Below are 19,762 nucleotides of genomic sequence, written 5' to 3'. Positions count from 1 at the left end.
GCGACGGTCTGGCGTTGGATAAAGCGGCTGGCGGAAGAGGGTGGGCGCAGCAGCGCGCTGGCTCCGCGAAAACGGGGCCGTCCGGCCGGTACGACCTTGATATCCGGCAAGGTCGAAGCGGTGATCGAAGAGCACCTTCGCCGGTATTACTTGCGCCGGGAGCGTTCGAGCCTCTCGCGCGCCGTGACAGAAATCCGCAGCGCGTGCTGGCAACAGGGCTTGCAGCCGCCGACACGGCGGACGGTTCAGCGTCGTCTGGATGCAATGGATGTCCGCGAAGTTGCGAAGGCAAGAGAAGGYGCAAAGGCTGCCCGCCAGAAATTTACGCCGGTCACAGGTGAAAACAAGGCCAGTCAGCCTTTGGAGATTGTGCAAATTGATCATACGCCCGCGGACATCATTCTTGTCGACAGCTTTGAGCGCCAACCAATTGGACGACCGTGGGTCACGCTGGCGATCGACATCGCAACGCGGTTGGTAACGGGATATTACACCTCTCTCGAGGCACCTTCGCGTCTGTCAGTGGCGCTTTGCCTGACACAGGCGGTAGCCCCCAAGGCGGAACTTCTGGCGGAATTGGCGTGCAATATTTCTTGGCTCGCACAAGGCAAACCGCAGAGCATCCATGTCGACAATGGCCGCGATTTCCGGTCGCGGGCCTTTCGGTCGGCATGTGCGGAATGGGGGATCGATCTGGTCTACCGACCGCCGGGAAGTCCTCATTTCGGGGGTCACATTGAGCGGTTGATCGGGACGATGATTGGCGCCGTTCACCTGTTGCCGGGAACAACGCAAACCTCAATCGCGGCCAAGGGCGACTATGACGCCGAAGGCCAGGCCACGATGACCCAGAGTGAATTCGATCGCTGGTTTGCTCTGGAAATCTGCCGATACAACAACAGCATTCATTCAAGTCTTGGCTGTACGCCTGTTGCCAAATGGGAGGCGCTCCCAGCGGAGATGATGGGCGACATCCCCTTCGAGATGGAAGCCTTTCAGGTGAGCTTCCTGCCCAGCGAACTGCGCAAAGTCAGGCGTGACGGCATCCATCTGTTCCAGATACGGTACTGGTCCGATGCCCTTGCAGGCCACATTGGGCGCGGAGATGGAAAGGTGATCGTTCGCTACGATCCTCGCGATATCTCAATGATCTGGGTCGAACTCGACGATCGCCGATATGTTGAGGCGCGGTACAGAAACCTTGAAATTCCGCCCGTGTCGCTCTGGGAATATCGAGATGCGATGAAGAAGGCCCGTGCCCTTGGCAAGTCCGGGTCCAATGAGCTGGTGCTGGCTGAGCTGATCCGACAACAACGCCAGATCGAGGCTGAGAGCCGGGGCCTGACGAAGGCAGAACGCCGATCCCGTGAAAGAAAAGGAACATTGGAGGGCACCGTAAAGTTAATGCGGTGATCGTTGGGATATGCGATCTGGCGGCATGCCCAGAACCGAGCTCTATTGCCGCCACCGTTTCCCGCCCGATGTGATCGCCTCTGCAGTTTGGCTGTATTTCAGGTTCCCGCTGAGTCTGCGGATGGTCGAAGACCTGTTAGCTGCGCGCGGGATCAGCGTGTCGCACCAGGCTGTGCGGGCCTGGGCGGAGAAGTTTGGGAGAGAAATCCGCGGGAGGTCGACCGGGAGGATGGGCGACAAGTGGCACCTTGATGAAGTGGTGGTTAAGATCCGGGGCCGAAGGCACTGGCTCTGGCGCGCCGTTGATCAGGAGGGCTTCGTTCTCGACGTCCTTGTCCAGAGCCATCGGGACAAGAAAGCCGCCAAGCGTCTTCTTCGTAAGCTTCTGAAGAAGCACGGCCTCCCGCGTGCCATGGTCACTAACAAGCTGCGCTCCTATCCGGCGGCGAAGAAGGAGATCGCGCCGGGTGTCGAGCATCGATCCCACAAGGGCCTTAACAATCGTGGTGAAAATTCTCACCAACCGGTGCGGCGCCGAGAGCGGATCATGAAGGGTTTCAAGTCGCCGGGGCATCTGCAGCGCTTTGTCTCAATCCATGACCCGATTGCCAATCTGTTCCACCTGCCCCGCCATGAGATGACCTCCGCTGAGTTCCGGGATCTCCGTCAAGCCGCGCTGAACCTGTGGTGGAGCATCGCGGGCGTCGAGGTCGCTTGATCGGCAAAATCAGCCGATACTCACTCCGCTGAAGTTAACTTTACAGTGCCATCTATGCAACACACTCCTGGTGCGGCATGCCCAGGCTATCGAAAAAATAAGTTGGAAAATGGCATTCCCGTCTGTCCAAAAAGCTATCTGCTTGCGCGCTAAACGGTCTGCAACAGAAACATCAAACAAACACGATTCACAAGTTCTTTGTTGCAAGCCAGTCCGTTATTTTGTAACCTCCATAGCCGTGGGGCCCCGGATTCTTGATCCGCGGTAATTGCTTATCGTAGCTGTAGGAGAGAATTGTGTTCTCTTTCCGCCCCATAATTTCAGATAATCCGTGTTGGACAGTCAACAGCACGTGTCGTGGGCAGCCTACGTTTTGTCGGAGAAAGGAAACGGCATGCGAGCACTGCTCATTGTTCTGGGATTGTGCATCTTTTCCTCGAGCGTGATGGCCGAGATCAAGGAGATCCGTTGGGCGACGCCGGAATGGGTCGATTTTACCGACAAGGACGGATCCGGCTTATATTCTCAAATCGTGGAATACGTCGCCATGGACGCCGGGATAAAAGTCATCCGAGAAGATGTACCCTGGGAACGTGCTCTCGACATGGTGAGAAATTCGCAGGCCGACATGACGGGCGGCGAACCTCCGTCTGACCTCTATTATCAGTCAAAAACGCCGATCGTTAAGAACGTTGAATCGGTCCTTGTGAGAAGAGGGCTCGTCACAGACTGGCACGGAGTTGACACACTGAAAGAATTAAGAGGTGTCAGTTACCTTGGCTATGATGTTTTCATCGACGGTGAAAACCTCATTAACCTGGTGAGTCTGATGGGAGTTCAGGACCGCGAGGCGGCCATCACAATGGTTTTTCAGGGACGAGCTGATTACTTCATCGACAATAACGGTCAGATGATGGAGGTCTATGAGCGGTTGCAGGGCACCTTCGATCCTGAGGAATTTCAGATTTTTACGCTAACTGAGTCGCTTCTCTATATGTGTTTCCCAAAAACCGAACGGGGGCGGGAAATCCGCGATCTGTTCGACCGAGGGATGAAGAAAATGTATGATGAACGCAGGGAAGAATTGCGCGCGATGTACCGCAGCATTGGCGCAGGCTTCCCGGATCATCAGTTCGATTGAGGGAGAGGCGATCACCAGCGAGGGCATGCTGTCAGACACCAATACCAGCTTTGGCTCTTATCACTTGTGCTTATCGACGACAGAGAGTTTTTCGCCAATGAAGCTCGTCTTCCATTCCCCTCTGGCGCGCCAGTATCTTGTATGGACGTTTTTGTTCGGGACGGTTCTGACACTTGTGATCACAATCATTGAAGCAGCGGTCCAGTATTCCACCCGCACCCAGGAACTCGAAGCCGAACTCGCTCTGATCATCGAGAAATATCCTGAGAACCTTAGCTTGGCGTTGTGGCAATTCAACCATCGCCAGGTAGAGTTTATGTTGAACTACATTATTGATGGAACAAGTGTTTCCGCCGCAAGAGTAGAGACCGGTACCGAGGAGTTCTCAGCAGGAACGCTTCCTTCCAAAAACACTATCCAGTATGCCGGTTCAATCATGTTCACCTCTGCCGGTCGGACACATGAACTGGGCAAACTCTATGTCGATGCCTCACTTGATCCAATTTATCATGAAGTGCTTCAGTTGGTCATTTTCCGCATTGCCGGAAATTTTGTTCAATCGTTTCTTTTTGTTGGCTTCTCTTTGTTTGTGTTTCATTGGTTGGTGAACCGTCATTTACAGGCGCTGCGCGACCGAATTGATGAAGGTGCTATTGAAGATCCAAAGCAACCTCCTTTCGTCATTGACCGTTATTCCTTCATGCATACGCCAGGCGATGATCTTGATCGTCTGGTGTCGATTCTGAACGATGCACGATGCCGGCTGATCGATCGCATCGGTCAATTAGAGGCGGCCTATAGGGACCGGGATGATTTGGCACAAAGCAACGCAAACATGTTGAAGTCGATTTCGGATACCCTCCACTCTCTCGACCAATATGTCAGCGTGTTTGATTCCACTGGCGTTCTCACCTTTGCCACACGCAGCGAAGGGCTGGACGAACCGGGCATCACGGATCTTCTCGCCAAGCCGCATAAGACCTTAAATTCCGCCGTCGCGGCGTGTGAAGAATTCGACATGATCTGCGAGTCAGCCGTTGAGGTGCCGGGAACGACCACAGCGAACCAACAACAGTACAGATTGGAACTCTACAGCTCAACGAAGCGGTACTGGGTCATACATGGCATTGTTGGGGCCGATGGAGCGATCGGCATAACAGCCGCTGACATTACGGAAACAAAAGAAATTGAACGCCGGCTGAGCCAGTCCTACCGGATGGAGGCTATGGGTAAATTGACCGGCGAAATTTCCCATGACTTCAGAAACTTGCTCAGCATCATCCTTGGTCATGCCGAAATTGCCAGCACTGAGGATAGTGCTGAAGCGATCCGTGAGCACCATGAGGCAATTCACAATGCCAGCATGAGGGGGATAGGCCTTGTTGACAGATTGCTGGCCTTTGCGAGCAAGGCACCGCTGAAGCGCGTGCGGGTCGATCTCAACGGACTCATTGAAAATACGCAAAAGTGGCTGCTCCAGACCCTACCAAAAAACATTGAAACAGAACTCACGCTCGAAAGGGATCTCTGCGACGTCACCGTTGACCGGACGATGATGGAAAATGCTCTGCTCAATCTCATTGTAAATGCCCGGGACGCCATGCCTCAAGGCGGCAAGCTGACGATCACGACGCGAAACTGGTCCGCCACCGAAACAGAAATTGCAGCCAAGCGACTCGACATCGAACCCGGAGATTATGTGGTAATGTCGGTATCGGATACGGGTGTCGGCATTCCGGCGAACATTCTGCCCCGGATTTTCGAACCCTATTTTACCACGAAGGGCAAAAGCCGCGGCAGCGGCATCGGTTTGGCGGTTGTACACGGCTTTGCCGAACAATCCGGCGGAGCGATCACGGTCACCTCGACAGTCGGCTCGGGGACCACCTTTACCCTATCGCTGCCAGCCGTCGTGGCAGAGGTCGAAAACCCCGTTGACTCCGTCACCCACGAAATTCCCGTCGATGCGACAAGAGGGAAGCGAATTCTTGTTGTGGAAGATGAAATCCATCTTTTGGAAATCATGAAACGACAACTTACGCTCAAAGGTTATCTGGTCGATACGGCTGAAAACGGAGAACTTGCGATGGAGATGCTCAATAGAGGATTGGCGCCGGATGTCTTGATGACTGACATTTCTATGCCCGGAACGGTCAATGGCATTCAGCTTGCCAGGTTTTCCCGTAAGATGGCGCCGAGCCGCGGGGTCGTGGTGTTGTCCGGGGATGCAATTAGTCTTGGTCAAGACCGATATGACCTCCACCCACAGGACATTCTGATAAACAAGCCCGTTCTTATGAACAACTTGCTGGCCGCGATTGAAGAAGCTATGAAGAAATCGACCACTGCCGCCTGACCTTTCAACTTTGCACACTGTCAAGCGCTGCGATGATAACAGAGCCTCGGTCCGAAGAGACCGGTCAACAGCCCCGACTGTATGCGGATGCGGAAGTGGAATTTTCGAGGCAGGATGAACGAGAAGATTCCAATTAAAAGACACGATTTAAAATGGTCGGGTCAGCCCCACCTGAGTGGACCAGTTTGACTGTTAGTGCATGATCGACCTTTGGTAGATCCGCACGTTGGATTGTGATGCCGGTGGGCGGTAGCCCAGTTCTTCATCACTTATTTCAACAAGAATTTCGTCCTGGGCTGTGCCGGTGAGCAGGGCCGATACGCACCCATCAGCGCTTTCGGGTGCCCGCACCCGTGGTGCCAGAATTTTCAAGTGACGCCGCCCAAACTGACCGCATCGGCGCGAGCTCGGTCCAATTCCGGCCACCGAACGCGATCAGCGCCATAAACAGCGTTTCGGCGTCGACATCTGTCCGAAACACGATTGTGAGCCTATGCCCACGGCCTCCATGACGCACGAGCCAGCCCTCAAGATCGCCGTGCAAACAGGTCCCGGACAACGGGTTCGACAGAATGTCCGCGACGAGCGCGTCAACTTCGTCGAGCCGTCGCTCCGCTGCGGCGATGTCGCCCTCGGTCGTTTCCACGATGTGGTCTGCAATCCCGATCAGATCCCGCTCAACGAGCGGATGACGAAGGAGACGCATCAGGCTTTCATCGACCGCGCCTGAAGATAGGCGCGCGCGCCATCAGACAGGTCTGAAACACCTCCGACGGGTTCCCACTGATCAAGCGGCAGACACAGGCGCCTCTGGACCTCCGCCTCAAGCAGAGACTGCGCTCTCTCCCGCTGGGCCTTCGCCCTGGACAATTCCCCCGACACAGCGGCGCTGACATTTGGGTACTCGCCGCGTTCCACCAGTTCCTTGGCAAACTCATACGCCGCATCGGTGAAGCTGACGGATTGTTTCTGAACGGCCATCTTTTGCCTCCTCGGTGCTCTGGCAGAGTACCACGATGTTGGTGGAGGGCAATAGAGGGAAAGGACCCATCTCCACGACACTCTCCACGATATCACGGGGACCACGCCTGCGTCCTGTTATCCGGCGGCACTGTGACGGCCTATGGGCACGGCTCCACGCGGGCCTCCGCTTCCCTCCGCCTCGCAAGCCTGATCAGACTGCCCAGCAGGTTCAGCCGTCCTTCGGCAGATCGGCGCGTCATGGCCCGCAACGCGCCGCCGGGATTTCGAACGGGGGTCTCGGGGTGATCACGGTTGGCGTCGAGGAGAAACACCGCGAGCCAGCTGCTATCCGGCCCCATCACATCGAGGGCTTCGGTCCAGGCGTGGGTGCTGATCCCCAGATGGGACCGCATGTGAACCGCTGCGTTGTAGAAATCAACCGGCCCTAGCCGATCGGCGCCTGCCGTCTCGATGGCGATCAGGGCCCGCATCTCCAGGCTGGCCAGCCGCATCATGCGCTCCGGAGTGAAGGAGTGCGGGACCTCCCCTGCCACGCGTCCCTGTCGAGCGGCGGGCGTCCCGATGCAGACCCCTCTGCTGCACTCCGCCGCGCCCGCGCCGCCCTGCGCCTTCTCAGCCTTACAAGTTACATATGAAGGACTCTGGGACTCACGTCACGCCGCATCGCACCACTCTCGCGCCCACCCCCTCACCGTATTCCATGAACACATAACATGGCTGATAAACCTCGCTCGACGAGAGGCCATAGGGAGGATGAAAGGCGTGGCTAGAAGCGAGGCTCAGTTCACGTCTGCGTACCGGCCTGGTGCTGGCATCGATGTCCAGAAGTCTGTTCGGTTCGTGGTCTGACGAGTTAATCATTGAAAAAAAGCGGGCACCTGGGTCGTCCGCTTTTCCTATTGCGCTGGATGGATCAGATCAGTCTGTCACGCTCCGCACAGCATCCTTGGCGTTGCCCGCGGCCTGCTGGGCTTTGCCCTCCGCTTCCATCTCGTGGTTATCGATGGCGTCGCCCAAGGTCTCTTTGGCCTTACCGGCGAGCTCTTTAGCTTTGCCTTTGATCTTATCGCTGTCCATCGTCGTCACTCCAAAAAATAGCTACTGCACGGAAAGCCGCACCGGGGCCGATTGGTTCCACCGATCGTCCGGAGGTTGCTCACACTATTGGGACGACGAGCCGGAGACGATCTTCCCGTCCTTTGTGCATATGATCAGAGTGAAGCACCGTTGCATCGGGTCAGATCGGGGGCATCCCCAAACGCTGTTGGCTGTTCGCTCGTAGCCTAGGACATCAGGGGTGCAATCGGCTTTGAGTTGCAAAAGCTGTCGGAGCCCAAAAAGTGGCTAGCTTGAGCAGCCAAACTTTCAGATAGCCTGTGTACCGATGTGTGACGGACAGTTCTCCATCCTCACTTAAGCTCCGTTAGGGGCGGTCTCGGCCCTGACCGGACGCTCATCACCATCTCAGCCGCCGCTATGCGGCTCGCGTTTTCTGCCGTTCGACCCGGCGCGAAGCATTTCCGCCGGTCGAATGTCGGTAGAACGGACATATCGTTCTGAGAGCAGCGGGTGCCGAGTGACCACTTTATCGGTTTGTGATCAGGCTGCGTTCGGATCGGCGACGCCATCGACGACAGATTCGAGATGCCAGATTTTGGAAACGATTTGCCAGCCTGCCTCTCCCTTAACAAATCCCAGATGGTCGACAAAAACGTTCCTATGCGCGCGAATACGGATTTTGACAGTGGCGTTGATTGACGACAGATAGTCGATCATCAGGATTTCAGCTTCGCGGGCTTGGCCGACACTTGCTGGCGAAACACGCTTTCCAACATCCTGAATAAAGCTGTCGATGGGTTCGGTTCTGTCGCTAACTTTTCTGGCGCGCGCGGATAGCCCTTTGGCCAGACACACTTATCCTGCGAGGTCAGCGAAGGTCTGAAACGGACTTGAGCCTGCATCGCCAAGTTGCCCCTTCCGGATCATGTGAGCTGTCTCAATTCCCGCAAGGGGTGCCTGCGCCGCATTGAACGATTTGAAGCCCATCATCGAGCGGGTGATCTTCTTGATGAACCGGTGGTCCTGCTCGATGCGATTGTTCAGATACGTCACCTGCAAGACCTCGATGAGCCAGTACCAGCCGGCCAGGATCAGCGCGATGTTTATGTTGCCGAGACCGGCCAGATTGGCTCCGCTCTTATCAATGACCACCTTGTCCGGCCAGCCGTTGCGGTCGATCGTCCGCTCGAAGAACCGGATGGCTGCATCTTCATCGCGCCGTTCAGACAGCATAAAATCAAGGGTTTGACCGTCGCGATCCACAGCCCTGAAGAGATAGGTCCACTCACCCTTTACCTTTATGTATGTCTCGTCGGTGCGCCAGGACCCGGCAGTTGCCGCTTTGCGCTGCTGCGCCGCGTCTGCGATCAGCGGCGCATATTTCACCACCCAGCGGTTCAGCGTCGCGTGATCGACAGGGACGCCACGCTCGGCCATGATTTCTTCCAGATCGCGATACGAAACGGCGTAGCGAACGTAGAAGAACACCGCGTAAAGGATGGCTTCTTTGGGATAGTGGGCGCCCTTGAAGTCGATCATCCTGTCATTCCGTCAGCGGTGGCGTTGGAGCCGTCGACATATCGACGTCACCTGCGAGACGGAAGTTCACACCCAAAATTTGCGACGGAACCGTCCGTTCCAGGTCTTCGCGGACCTCGCTGGCTAAGTGTGTCTGGCCAAAGGGCTATCCGCGCGCGCCAGAAAAGTTTGCGACAGAACCGATCTCCTTCACTGGACTCGGCGGGGGACGAAACGCTATTATTGACAACATTGGTGTAAGTGTCCGCGATGTAATTTTTATCCCATATTTCCCAAGTAATTCCTTGATTTACCTTCGTTGATGTGAATTTTCGTGTTATATTGAAGCACGTTAGATGAGATTGGAGGCTGCAATGCTGGATCAGCCTACGGGTGCAGGTTCTGAAGGCGATTTCCGGGTCGATTTTGACCCTCGCGTGCGGTTGGAGTTCCACGGTTCCAAGATCAGTTCCGATGGTGGTTTGCTCCTATTTCGGGAATTGGATGATACCTTGGGCCTGCATGATCTGGCGGGGCGATCATTGCGGGATACGCGGACTGGCAAGAACGGCGTACATAGCTTTGTCGGTTTGCTGCGCCAGTCCACCTTCGGACGGCTGGCGGGATATCCTGATGTCAACGATGCGGACCGGCTTTCCCGTGATCCTGTGATTCGCCAGATTGTTGGCGGACGGGCCGTTGATGGGCAAGCGGCCTCGACCAGCCAGATGGCGCGGTTCGAGACGGACATTCTGGCCTCAGATCACAACCTTGCCGCTTTGGCTGATCTTCCCGGGCAATGGATTGATGCCATGCACGACGCACAACCGCCCAAGTGGATCACGCTGGACATGGACAGTTCCGTCAGCCCCACCCATGGGGATCAGGAAGGGACGGCTTGGAACGGCCACTTTGGCTGCAAATGCTATCACCCGCTCTTTGTGTTCAATCAGTTCAGCGATCTTGAGCGCTGTGCTCTGCGTGAGGGCAATGTTCACAGTGCCGATGGCTGGAAAGAGGTTCTGGCTCCTGTCATCGCCCGCTACAAGACCCGCGACGTGATGCGCTTTTTCCGAGTTTTATGGGACATATTTATATTTTTAGCGCCCCGGCGCATCCATTGTCAAAGGAGATCAACATGTTGGTCTGTTCCAAATTGCATTTAGGTATATTTTTTTGGGTAAATTACAAATCCGGCGTCATCCATTGGGAGACGACCAATGGCTGATCCTGCCCGTCCGCGAATTTCATTCCGCCTGCTGGGGCCATTTTCGGTCTGGAAAGATGACCGCACGATGGACCGCAATCTGGGACTGCCTGCCCGATTATTGTTGATCAGCTTGCTGACGCAGCGCGATCAACGCCAACGGCGGGAAGCCTTGATGGAGCAGATCTGGCCCGAAGGCAAGGCCCCCTCGCGCAAGGCCTTCAATACGGTTCTTTGGCGATTGCGACAGTTTCTAGAGGCCTTGGATGGGGTCACATTGAGCTGCGAAAAAGACAGCCTGCGCCTGCGCCTTGCGGACAACGCAACTGTGGATTGTGACACGTTGCAATATGCCGCCTCTGCTATACCAGAGGATCTGGCAGAGGCAACCGCGGCGCAGCTCGCCGATTTGGATGCTGCGGTTGCCAGTTGGCGCGGCCCTTTTTCCGAGGGCCAGTATGAAGACTGGGTCCTCGTGCAGCGTGAGCGATACCACAACCTCTTGATCCAATCGTTGGGCCTTTTGATGCGCGCCGCCGGACAGAAACGGCAGTTTGAACGCGCATTAGACTACGGCTTGCGTATTCTGGCCCAGGATCCCTTTCGCGAGAATGTCCATTGCGAAGTCATGTGGCTGTGCGTGCTGACCGGTCAGCGTGCCCGGGCGCTGACGCTCCACAGCCAGTTTTGCGCAGCGCTTCAGAGCGAAATGGGCATTGGCTCAATGCCTGAAACGCGCGCATTAGCAGAGTACATCCGCACCGGTTTGGAAACAGCCCCAACCAACATCGCACCATCGGAAATCGACAAACGTGGCAGCCGCCTGCAAGCTCCGGTGCACCGGTATGAAAGCTTCCTGAGTGCGGTCGAACGTTCGCGAGCAGATGTGTATCGGGCGTTGCAAGAGTTGCACCCAGCGAATTGATAAACCAAAGACGAACAAAGTATAAATGCCGGATCTTCCCGGCATTCTTATTGATTTCCCACCTAATGGACACAAACCACCGGCTTCAGCCGGTCCGCTTCAGCGGCTTTTGCTGATGATCGTCTTCCGCGCAGACGCGATTTTACCACAGGTTCCACGTCGTGTGGTGCACGAAATATCGTCACAAGGTCTTACAAGGTCCGATGCGCGAGCGCGTCCGAGAGATCATCCGTCAGAGCTGCGATGAGATAGGGGTCCATAACGTCCGGGGCGCCCTAGCGCGCGACCACGTCCACATGTTCCTGTCGATCCCGCCAAAGCTGGCGCTGTCGCAGGTCATGCAGCGAATCAAGGGCCGCGCGTCGCGCCGCATCCAGATGGAGTTTCCGGAGGTGCGCAAACGGTACTGGGGCAGGCGATTTTGGGCCCGTGGATACTTCTCGACAACGTCCGGAAATGTCACCGACGATATCATACTTCAGTATCTGGAGTTGCACTCCAAACGCGATGCTACCGGCGCCAGCCGGTAGTGGTTCACTTCCGACGCTTGGCACATATTGTAATGGGTCAGAGACCTTTCGGAAACCGTTTGACGGACAACTGGCAGTCGGGAAAAAGATCCTACCGAAACCGCGCTCATTTATCTTGATCGGACATTCGACCCGAATCCCGCGGAGCGCCTTTCCTTGCCCGAAATTAGATCAACAGCCACTGACACGGACAACCAGTCCTTTGTCCTGCGCTTGCGCCTGGAACGGACGATGCACGCCCCCGTGTCAGGCACTCCGGATTGCCGACTCATGATCCGGGTCGAACATGTGAATTCCGCTGAAGTATCCAGACATAACAGCGTCGATGCGGCCCTTGGGTGGCTACGGCGCAGAATGACGGCTTTGGTGCCCGCACCTGCGGATCCCTCCGATGCCCGGTACCGCCACTGAAGGAGTTTCCACTATGTATAAACATCCAGGCGTCTATATCGAACATGTTCCCAGCGGTGCGCTGGCGATCGAAGCGGCCTCGACCTCGGTCGCGGTCTTTATCGGCCCGGTCAAACGCGGGCCGGTCAACACACCCGAACTGATCCTGAACCGCGGGGCTTATGCCACTGGCTATGGCGAACTGGACGATGCCACATCCGGCATTCGTGATCTCGGAGATACGCCCGACTACTTTGGTCACGCAGTAAACGCCTTCTACGACAACGGTGGGCGTCAGGCCTACATTGTACGGGTCGCCAAGGATGATGCCACCAGCGCCGTTGGCGCGTTGGCCGACCCGAATAACCCCGGCGCAAAGGGCCTGTATTTCAGCGCCGTGAACGAAGGCATCTGGGGTAACAAGCTGGTCGCCAGGATTGCTGCTGTGGACGACACCGATCTCACCTTGGGATATGATTTTGAAGTCGGTTACGAGACGACCGAAGATGACGGCGGCAAGGAATTTAACGTGCTGGAAACCTTTTCCGGCGTATCGACCGATCCCAACAGCGGGTCCTACCTTCCCGCGATCCTGGGAAAGCAGTCGACGCTGATCAACTGCGAACACCTAGACTTGGGCGGGGCCAATGGCGGCGCGCAGATCACGGCGATCAGGGGCGGCAGCCTGCACGAGTTCAATGTGAATGATCTGAAAGGCAAGATCATAAACATGACCGTGAACGGAACCGAGATCAAAGTAAAGTTCGTCACAAACCTGACGGATATCGAAGTCACCCACGGGACCGGCGCCAGCGCGGTCACCGAAACCCACGCGTTGACCAACCCCATGGATGATCTGGAAAGCGTCATCGCCGCACTCAGGGGGGCGATGAATGCCCACAGCCTGATCGACGGGTTCGGTGCCTATACGTCAGGCGACGCCGAAGTCGTGTTTGTCCCGCCCGCTGATCCCGCCAATACCCCCACCAGCATCACCACTGTCAGCGGCGCGGCGGCCACTGCGCTGAAGCTGCTGGCCCCGGATGTCTCGAATGTCGCTTTCCCTGGTGCGTCCCGAGCCTATTTCATCAATGGCGGTGATGGCGGCACGGTTGGCGGCACCGACTATGATGACGCGCTTGAGGTGCTCAAGGACTATCGCGACATATCCATCGTCGTCCTGCCCGGTGCCGTCTGGGAAGGCACTGGCAAGGACGTGATCAACAAGGCCATTACCCATTGCGAATACATGAAAAACCGGGTGCTCATCGTAGACCCGCTGGATCCCTCCGCTGCGGTCGTCAACAAGCTGACCAACCCCAAGGAGGTCAAGGTGCAGGGCTTCCCAACCTCAAGCTATTCGTCGCTGTACTACCCGTGGATAGAAGTCACCAACCCCCACTACGATCCCGAAATTGCCGCGAACAAGAAAGCCACCGTCATGATCCCGCCCTCGGGCTTTGCGGCAGGGATGTGGGCCCGCATCGACGCATCGCGCGGCGTGTGGAAGGCCCCCGCCGGGCTTGAGGCGACCGTGCGCGGCTCGCAGGGGCCGAACATCTTGATCGGCAATGATCTTCAGGACCAGTTAAACGAATGGGGCGTCAATTGTGTGCGCAACATCATTGGCCCTCCGGTCATCTGGGGCGCACGCACGCTGGCCACCAAGGTCAAGCCCGACCAGCGTTACGTGCCCGTGCGCCGCACCTCGATCATGATCGGCGAAAGCCTGTACAACGCGTTGCAGGCGGTGGTGTTCGAACCCAACAAGCACACGCTTTGGGCCGCGCTGCGAGCCGGTGCCGGTGACTTCATGGAAAGCCTTTACCGCGCCGGCGCTTTCCAGGGCGAAAAAGCGTCGGACGCCTATTATGTCAAATGCGGGCTGGGCCAGACCATGACGCAGGCCGATATCGACGGCGGGATTGTCCGGCTGGTCGTGGGTTACGCACCGCTGAAACCCGCCGAATTCGTTGTTGTCCAGATCAAGCAGATCGTCGGTCAAAGGGGCTGACCGCTCTTGACCGGTCTGCAATCCAATTAAAGGAACCTTGTTATGCCAGCCCCGACCTTCCCCGCGAACCCGCACCGCTATGACCCGTACCGCACCTTCAAATTCCAGGTAATGATCGGCAAGACCGTGGTGGCGGGCCTGTCCAAGATGGGCGCATTGAAGCGCACGACCGAAGCTGTCAAATGGCGCGCTGCCGGTGACCCCAGTTACCAGCGCGTCATACCCGGTGGATCCAGCTTCGAGGCGGTGACCCTTGAACAGGGCCTGTCCCACGACAAGGTCTTCGAAGAATGGGCCAACTCCGTCAACAATGTCGCCGATGGCGATGGCGGTGTGAACCTCAAAGACTATCGCCGCGAGGTGGTGATCAATGTCCTGAACCTCAAGGGGCAGCCGGCCATCACCTATAAACTGAAACGTGCGTGGGTCAGCGAATTTCAGGCGCTGCCGGAATTCGACGCCAACAACATGAACACGATCGGCATTCAATCGGTGACCATACAGCACGAGGGTTTCGTCCGCGACGAAGGCACCGAAGAGCCGGTCGAGGGTTAAACAGGACGATAGACGCATATGCCCCGTGATCCTGTCACATATCCCACCGCCTGGCCGGCGTGGTCCCTTGCCCGCCAGACAGGGGTGGTCGAGCTGGCCGTCGGAGAGGCGGTCAACGACACCAGTGCACGCCCACATCGCGTGACGGCGCTGCTCGCGGCGATGCTGTCTCATGTGGATGGACAACCGTCCACTCAGGGCTTGATCAGGTCGTTGTCAATGGGCACGCGCGAATGGCTGTTGCAGCAACTCGCCGCTTTGTGTCGGCCTGCAGAGGATTGGTACGATCTGAAATGCCTTGGCTGCGACGTGGGTATCGACATGGTGCTGGACCTGTCGGCCCTGCCCCGAACTGATCCCGGGGGCAGTTTTCCAGTCGCCGAAATACGCGTATCGGGTAGACACCTGCGGTTCGAGCTGCCCAACGGTTTTCACGAAGAAGCGCTGGCCGACCGCGGCCTCACCGGCCTCGCTGCCCTTGAGCATCTGTTATCAGCCTGCCTGCTGGACGGTGACCTGAGCGATCTCGATGCCGCTGATCTGGATGCCATTGACGCAGCACTGGACGCTGCAGCACCCGATTGCTCGGACTGTGTGACGCTGACTTGCCCCGACTGTGGAGCGACGCAGACCGCGCGGATTGACCCAATGCGCTATGCCTTTCCCGGCGAAACGGCGGTTCTGCGTGAGGTGCACCTTCTGGGCCGCAGCTACCGCTGGCACGAGGCCGACATCCTGTCGATGCCCAGCAGACGCCGCCAGACCTACGTTCGCATGATCACCACGCAGGAGCGCATTCGATGAGCCTTCTGTTCCGCATGCTCACCCGCATGGAAAGCCTTCTGGCCGACCGCGTGATCAGCCCCAAAGATCGTGGCTTGAGCTCCGGATTCGGTGTCCTAGGCGCTGCTCTGCACCGGATGGAGGAAGAAGACCCCGTTCGCCCCCGCCGGATCAAGGAGGAAGAACCGGTTCAGGCCCAACCCCAGGAAAAGCAGGTGCAAGCCAGCGACGAAGGAGGGCCGGCGCGCCCCCTGCGCCGGGTCGCAGACGAAAAGCAAGTCTCCGCCCCCTTGCGCCGCGAAGAAGAGGAAGAGGCCGCGCAGCCGATGCGTCAAGAGGACGAAGAGGCCCTTCAAGCCCGTCGTGCGGACGATGAAGATGCGGCACAACCCCAGCGGTATGAAGAAGAGGAAGCTGTCCAAACACGACGCGAAGAGCAAGAAGATATGGCACAGCCCCGACGGCAGGAGGAAGAAGAGGCGGCACGGCCCCGTCGGGAGGAAGAGGAAGACGCGGCACAACCCCAATGGCATCAAGAAGAGGAAGCTGTCCAAGCTCGGCGCGCAGAGGAAGGAGAGGCCGTACAGTCATCCCGTGCCCCTGCCCCACCCGAAGATCAACCTCTACCCGAATTGCGCCACGAAAGGTCTGCCAACCTGGCCATGGCTCACCGTGCCGAATTACTGGCACCTGCAGCTCCCTTCATGCCCGGGGCCGATATGGGCCAACATGGCGCGCCCGATACCATCGCCCCGCCGGTCGCACCAATCAACGTCACTTCGGAACGACCCAAGGTGGTGATCGACCAGATCGACGTGGTTATTGCCAGCCCCAGCAATTCTGTTGGCTCAACAACGGCACAGCGATTATCTGGCGCCGCCGCACTCCTGGCGTCTCGCCATTTGCGGAGGGTCTGAGTATGGCACTTGCAAACTCATCTCTCGCCATGGCTGCCGATCGCATCTCGGAAACGATCGAGACCGCGCTGACAGATATCAAAGTCGTGGTCGACACCCCGTCGGCCGCCCAGAAAACCGCAGACCGCGCGCCCAACCACCATTACCTGAACGTGTTCTTCTATCGTATTGCGCCATCGGCAGTGCACACCGCGCAAACAATGGATGACCCGCTATTTCTGAGGGTTTTTGCCTTGCTGACGCCATTTCCGAGGTCGACTCAGCAAAATAATGCCGAGGATTACCCTGCCCTGCGGATACTGGGTGAGGTGGTGCGGTTCTTCCACGAAAACCCCGTTGGCCCAATCCTGCAAACTCCACTGGGTGCGACCGGCACCGCCTATCGCATTCAGGCCATTCTGCAGGCGCCCAACATGGAGGAGTTGAATCATATCTGGACGACCCAAGGATCTGACCTGGGGTACCGCATGTCGGCAGCCTATGAATTTGCCCTTATCCCGGTTGACCCGGAAATCGCGCCGACCCCGGCAGGCTGGGTCGAGAGTGCCATCGTGCAGGTAGAACCTAGCATGGATCATGCCGCAGATATTTCTGTGCCCTATGATATGGAGTTTTCGTCGGCTCCGAAAAAGCAAACCTATGTCGACCGGGTGCATCTTCCCCGCATACTTGTAGTTGGCCCGGACGGTCCCACCGATGAGCTGGACCTTCTGCCTGTCAATGGCCCGGTTGAATTCGTGCTGGCCGGCCAGCCAGAGGCCAAGGCGCACATCACCTTTATTGTACAGGACGGCGGCAGAGCCGAGATCCGCCGCCAGACGCGTAAACCGGTGCTGAAAACGCCATCGCTGGCTGATCCGGCAGCCAATTGGACGACAACTCTGAACTGCACTGGCGGCAAGCTGCTGATCATCGAAATGCGCCCCGCCGATGATGCCGGTGTACCGCTCGAACCTCAGCGCGTCGGGAACACGCTGACCCTGACAATCGACGGGGGGCCGTGATGAAAGATGGGCCCCTGAACCTTGACACCGCTGCGGCCTCGCCGACGCTTGAGGCCGAATGGCAGCGCGTGGCCGCGCTGATCACCCTGACCGAGGCCCTGCGCGGCGGCTATCCCTTGCCAGACGGCTTCGAAGATGGTTTCGCTGAGGTTCAGACCGCGATGCAGGTGGCGCGGGAGACCGGCGCTTGGGTGGCTCTTCGCGGACTGCTAACTGCGGCTGAACTAAACGCGCTGACCCCGTTTGACCTCGACATCCTGGCCGCCGCGCTGGCCCCTGAGGCGACACCCGCCCTGGGACCTCGCATTCAGGCGCTGCAACCTGTGATTAACAGACCATGGCCCGGTCTGCCCCTGGTCCAAGAATTGATGATGATGGACAGCGCCGCCGACGTGTCGGTGCTGATGTCACGCCTGTCCCCTACTGCACCTCTGATAACGAGCGGGCTGCTGCGGGTGGAACGCGCTGGCGATACGCTAACCGTGCGGGCCAGCGCCCGTGCCGGGCGTATACTGCTGGACCGCCCCACCGACCCCGGACCACCGCCCGGTGCCGATCCGGTGCCTTGCCCGGATGGCTGGGACGCTCTGGTGTTGCCGGATCACGTGACCGCTCGTCTGAAGGAATTCGAGGCGTGGATTTCCGCTCGCGGCACCGTTTTCGGCGCTTGGGGTGCGCGTCATGTGGGGGGACCGATGGCCCTTCTCGCTGGGCCATCCGGCGTCGGCAAAAGCTTTGCTGCCAGCGTGCTGACACATGAGCTGGGGAACACCACAGGCACTCCTTGGGCGCTATACCGTCTGGACCTTGGTCGGATCGTGTCAAAATACGTGGGCGAGACCGAGAAGAACCTCAACGCATTGCTGGACGCGCTGCATGGCGTCAACGCTGTGCTACAGATTGATGAGGCTGATGGACTCTTGGGCAAACGTGGCGACATATCCGACGCGCGCGACCGCTATGCCAACCTTGAGGTGAGCCACATGCTGTCGCGGTTCGAACGCCATGACGGCCCCGTGATCCTGACCACAAACCTGCGCGGCAATATCGACGCGGCCTTTCTGCGCCGGTTCCAGGTGGTTGTTGATTTCCCGCCCCCCGATGCGCATATGCGCGCCGACCTCTGGGACCGCCTGTTGCCACCCGCCGCACCACGCGACGCCAGCGTGGACATCTCCGTCTTGGGCGAAGCCGCACCCCTGTCGGGCGGCGGCATTCACAACGCCGCCATCTACGCCGCCGTCCTTGCCGCAAAAGATGGCTCCGACATAGGATTAACCCATATTGCACGCGCGTGCTGGCGCGAGCTGAACAAGGAATCACGCAGTGTGCGACGGTCCGAAATTGGAGTGCTGGCCGATCACCTGCCCGAGGAAGAGCACCGATGACCCACATTCACAAACTGCGCATCGTGTTACCCTCCCGCATGGCCGGGATCGCCCCCCATGCCGCGCGGCAACTGGTTGAGCGGATGGTAGACGGTGCCCATGATCGCGGCGGGCTGGCCGATGCGCAGCCGACGATCACCCTAACGGACACCGGCCAGACACCCTCGCAATTCGGGCTGATGGCAGCGCAGACGCTGCCGCCCAAACCCGGAGGTCACAACTGATGGGCGTGATGCAAAGGGGCATGTTGATTGAGTACGGGCTGTCGCTGCCCCCACTGGCGCTGGTGTTCGATTTCAATCCTCAACAGATTTCCCGGTCCCGTACCATAACAATCAAGACCGGCGACGCGCCGGGCAGCCGGGGCGGTTACGATTTTCTGTCTCCGTTGGAAACACCACGTGTGGCCCAAGGCGTCGAAATGCAGGCCGAGGCATTTTCCATCGACATCCTGCTGGACGCCACAGACAAGATGAACGAGGGCGACAAGATCGCCTCGGAATTTGGAGTCCAGCCGCAAATCGACACGCTGCGGTCGATGCTCGAGCCCAAAGTCCAAGGTCCAACCGGCGTGAGGACACTGGCCAGCCTGTCAGTGGGCGGGGCTGAACGCGCGTTTGAACGGGACGAAACCGCCAGCATCCTGATCTTTCACTGGGGATTGCAAAACCTCGCTGTGTTTCTGACCGGTGTCACCCAAAAAGAGGTGCTGCACCTGCCCAACCTGTCGCCCTACCGCGCAGAAATGCAGTTGTCGCTGCAAGTGATCGAAAGCGCCAACCCCTTCTTCACCGCCGACAAGATCCGGCAAACCGCCATGACTGCACTGAATGCGGTGCAGGGCTTCGGAGGATTTTGAG

General features: G+C 58.0%; 19 protein-coding genes and 2 pseudogenes. 15 read left to right on the top strand and 6 right to left on the bottom strand.

Translation table 11 applies throughout. The features are described 5' to 3' along the window. The 4 genes from FEV53_RS14700 to FEV53_RS14685 all read left to right on the top strand — a co-directional run. Window positions 1-1,413: Mu transposase C-terminal domain-containing protein (locus FEV53_RS14700; protein WP_246100831.1), on the top strand; the 1,413-nt coding region annotated here is incomplete at its 5' end. A gap of 25 nt (window positions 1,414-1,438) precedes the next feature. After that, window positions 1,439-2,131 carry an IS6 family transposase gene (locus FEV53_RS14695; protein ID WP_246100830.1) on the top strand — a complete coding sequence of 231 codons (693 nt, stop codon included), beginning with the start codon at window positions 1,439-1,441 and terminating at the stop codon, window positions 2,129-2,131. 394 nt (window positions 2,132-2,525) lie between these two features. After that, window positions 2,526-3,272, top strand: coding sequence for a substrate-binding periplasmic protein (locus FEV53_RS14690; protein ID WP_142835567.1), 747 nt, complete (start codon window positions 2,526-2,528; stop codon window positions 3,270-3,272). Beyond that, window positions 3,196-5,628: an ATP-binding protein gene (locus FEV53_RS14685; RefSeq protein ID WP_142835566.1), complete on the top strand. Its 2,433-nt coding sequence runs from the start codon at window positions 3,196-3,198 to the stop codon at window positions 5,626-5,628. The genes FEV53_RS14690 and FEV53_RS14685 overlap by 77 nt, the downstream gene beginning before the upstream one ends. A gap of 328 nt (window positions 5,629-5,956) precedes the next feature. Here FEV53_RS14685 and FEV53_RS14680 read toward each other — a convergent pair whose 3' ends face one another. From FEV53_RS14680 to FEV53_RS14655, 6 genes are all read right to left on the bottom strand, one after another. Beyond that, complete coding sequence (locus tag FEV53_RS14680) at window positions 5,957-6,334, bottom strand: type II toxin-antitoxin system RelE/ParE family toxin (RefSeq protein WP_142835565.1); 378 nt, start codon at window positions 6,332-6,334, stop codon at window positions 5,957-5,959. Continuing rightward, a complete protein-coding gene (locus FEV53_RS14675; protein ID WP_142835564.1) occupies window positions 6,334-6,609 on the bottom strand; it encodes a hypothetical protein in 276 nt (91 codons plus the stop codon). The genes FEV53_RS14680 and FEV53_RS14675 overlap by 1 nt, the downstream gene beginning before the upstream one ends. 140 nt (window positions 6,610-6,749) lie before the next feature. After that, a complete protein-coding gene (repC, locus tag FEV53_RS14670; protein ID WP_185962229.1) occupies window positions 6,750-7,103 on the bottom strand; it encodes a replication initiation protein RepC in 354 nt (117 codons plus the stop codon). A gap of 427 nt (window positions 7,104-7,530) precedes the next feature. Beyond that, a complete protein-coding gene (locus FEV53_RS14665) occupies window positions 7,531-7,689 on the bottom strand; it encodes a CsbD family protein (protein WP_142835562.1) in 159 nt (52 codons plus the stop codon). Between the two features lie 522 nt (window positions 7,690-8,211). Further along, the gene (locus FEV53_RS14660; RefSeq protein WP_142835561.1) at window positions 8,212-8,526 is read right to left on the bottom strand and encodes a nuclear transport factor 2 family protein; all 315 of its coding nucleotides are present in this window, start codon (window positions 8,524-8,526) and stop codon (window positions 8,212-8,214) included. Then, window positions 8,527-9,210 carry an IS6 family transposase gene (locus FEV53_RS14655; RefSeq protein WP_142835560.1) on the bottom strand — a complete coding sequence of 228 codons (684 nt, stop codon included), beginning with the start codon at window positions 9,208-9,210 and terminating at the stop codon, window positions 8,527-8,529. Window positions 9,211-9,566: 356 nt separating this feature from the next. Here FEV53_RS14655 and FEV53_RS14650 point away from each other — a divergent pair. The 11 genes and pseudogenes from FEV53_RS14650 to FEV53_RS14600 all read left to right on the top strand — a co-directional run. Further along, window positions 9,567-10,265 (top strand): annotated as a pseudogene (locus tag FEV53_RS14650) (transposase); the annotation flags it as partial. A gap of 144 nt (window positions 10,266-10,409) precedes the next feature. Beyond that, window positions 10,410-11,321, top strand: coding sequence for an AfsR/SARP family transcriptional regulator (locus tag FEV53_RS14645; protein WP_142835559.1), 912 nt, complete (start codon window positions 10,410-10,412; stop codon window positions 11,319-11,321). 134 nt (window positions 11,322-11,455) lie between these two features. Next, window positions 11,456-11,851, top strand: a pseudogene (gene tnpA / locus FEV53_RS14640) (IS200/IS605 family transposase); the annotation flags it as partial. Between the two features lie 424 nt (window positions 11,852-12,275). After that, window positions 12,276-14,255, top strand: coding sequence for a phage tail sheath family protein (locus tag FEV53_RS14635; RefSeq protein WP_142835557.1), 1,980 nt, complete (start codon window positions 12,276-12,278; stop codon window positions 14,253-14,255). Between the two features lie 42 nt (window positions 14,256-14,297). After that, on the top strand, window positions 14,298-14,810 hold the full coding sequence (locus FEV53_RS14630) for a phage tail protein (RefSeq protein ID WP_142835556.1): 513 nt from the start codon (window positions 14,298-14,300) through the stop codon (window positions 14,808-14,810). An 18-nt stretch (window positions 14,811-14,828) separates the two neighbouring features. After that, window positions 14,829-15,614, top strand: a complete 786-nt coding sequence (locus tag FEV53_RS14625) for a hypothetical protein (RefSeq protein WP_142835555.1) — start codon at window positions 14,829-14,831, stop codon at window positions 15,612-15,614. Then, a complete protein-coding gene (locus FEV53_RS20940) occupies window positions 15,611-16,510 on the top strand; it encodes a hypothetical protein (protein ID WP_185962228.1) in 900 nt (299 codons plus the stop codon). Before FEV53_RS14625 ends, FEV53_RS20940 begins: the two co-directional genes overlap by 4 nt. Window positions 16,511-16,512: 2 nt before the next feature. Beyond that, window positions 16,513-17,514, top strand: a complete 1,002-nt coding sequence (locus FEV53_RS14615; RefSeq protein ID WP_185962227.1) for a Pvc16 family protein — start codon at window positions 16,513-16,515, stop codon at window positions 17,512-17,514. Continuing rightward, entirely contained in the window at window positions 17,514-18,902 is a 1,389-nt protein-coding gene (locus tag FEV53_RS14610) for an ATP-binding protein (RefSeq protein WP_142835552.1), read from the top strand. The genes FEV53_RS14615 and FEV53_RS14610 overlap by 1 nt, the downstream gene beginning before the upstream one ends. Continuing rightward, a complete protein-coding gene (locus FEV53_RS14605; protein WP_142835551.1) occupies window positions 18,899-19,126 on the top strand; it encodes a hypothetical protein in 228 nt (75 codons plus the stop codon). Before FEV53_RS14610 ends, FEV53_RS14605 begins: the two co-directional genes overlap by 4 nt. Next, window positions 19,126-19,761 carry a hypothetical protein gene (locus FEV53_RS14600; RefSeq protein ID WP_142835550.1) on the top strand — a complete coding sequence of 212 codons (636 nt, stop codon included), beginning with the start codon at window positions 19,126-19,128 and terminating at the stop codon, window positions 19,759-19,761. The genes FEV53_RS14605 and FEV53_RS14600 overlap by 1 nt, the downstream gene beginning before the upstream one ends. Window position 19,762: the final 1 nt, after the last annotated feature.

Origin of the sequence: Palleronia caenipelagi (assembly GCF_007004065.1) — a bacterium.
GTDB classification, from domain to species: Bacteria; Pseudomonadota; Alphaproteobacteria; order Rhodobacterales; family Rhodobacteraceae; genus Palleronia; species Palleronia caenipelagi.
The sequence above is the reverse complement of the archived record's forward strand: the minus strand, read 5'-3'. Positions and strand labels throughout refer to the sequence as shown.

Excerpts from the sequence above, each read along its gene's own strand:
- FEV53_RS20940 (WP_185962228.1), top strand. The coding sequence starts at position 15,611 with ATGAGCCTTCTGTTCCGCATGCTCACCCGCATGGAAAGCCTTCTGGCC.
- FEV53_RS14675 (WP_142835564.1), bottom strand. The coding sequence starts at position 6,609 with ATGGCCGTTCAGAAACAATCCGTCAGCTTCACCGATGCGGCGTATGAG.
- FEV53_RS14665 (WP_142835562.1), bottom strand. The coding sequence starts at position 7,689 with ATGGACAGCGATAAGATCAAAGGCAAAGCTAAAGAGCTCGCCGGTAAG.
- FEV53_RS14690 (WP_142835567.1), top strand. The coding sequence starts at position 2,526 with ATGCGAGCACTGCTCATTGTTCTGGGATTGTGCATCTTTTCCTCGAGC.
- FEV53_RS14635 (WP_142835557.1), top strand. The coding sequence starts at position 12,276 with ATGTATAAACATCCAGGCGTCTATATCGAACATGTTCCCAGCGGTGCG.
- FEV53_RS14680 (WP_142835565.1), bottom strand. The coding sequence starts at position 6,334 with ATGCGTCTCCTTCGTCATCCGCTCGTTGAGCGGGATCTGATCGGGATT.
- FEV53_RS14630 (WP_142835556.1), top strand. The coding sequence starts at position 14,298 with ATGCCAGCCCCGACCTTCCCCGCGAACCCGCACCGCTATGACCCGTAC.
- FEV53_RS14645 (WP_142835559.1), top strand. The coding sequence starts at position 10,410 with ATGGCTGATCCTGCCCGTCCGCGAATTTCATTCCGCCTGCTGGGGCCA.
- FEV53_RS14600 (WP_142835550.1), top strand. The coding sequence starts at position 19,126 with ATGGGCGTGATGCAAAGGGGCATGTTGATTGAGTACGGGCTGTCGCTG.
- FEV53_RS14655 (WP_142835560.1), bottom strand. The coding sequence starts at position 9,210 with ATGATCGACTTCAAGGGCGCCCACTATCCCAAAGAAGCCATCCTTTAC.
- FEV53_RS14615 (WP_185962227.1), top strand. The coding sequence starts at position 16,513 with ATGGCACTTGCAAACTCATCTCTCGCCATGGCTGCCGATCGCATCTCG.
- FEV53_RS14685 (WP_142835566.1), top strand. The coding sequence starts at position 3,196 with ATGATGAACGCAGGGAAGAATTGCGCGCGATGTACCGCAGCATTGGCG.
- FEV53_RS14605 (WP_142835551.1), top strand. The coding sequence starts at position 18,899 with ATGACCCACATTCACAAACTGCGCATCGTGTTACCCTCCCGCATGGCC.
- FEV53_RS14625 (WP_142835555.1), top strand. The coding sequence starts at position 14,829 with ATGCCCCGTGATCCTGTCACATATCCCACCGCCTGGCCGGCGTGGTCC.
- FEV53_RS14610 (WP_142835552.1), top strand. The coding sequence starts at position 17,514 with ATGAAAGATGGGCCCCTGAACCTTGACACCGCTGCGGCCTCGCCGACG.
- FEV53_RS14695 (WP_246100830.1), top strand. The coding sequence starts at position 1,439 with ATGCCCAGAACCGAGCTCTATTGCCGCCACCGTTTCCCGCCCGATGTG.
- repC (WP_185962229.1), bottom strand. The coding sequence starts at position 7,103 with ATGCGGCTGGCCAGCCTGGAGATGCGGGCCCTGATCGCCATCGAGACG.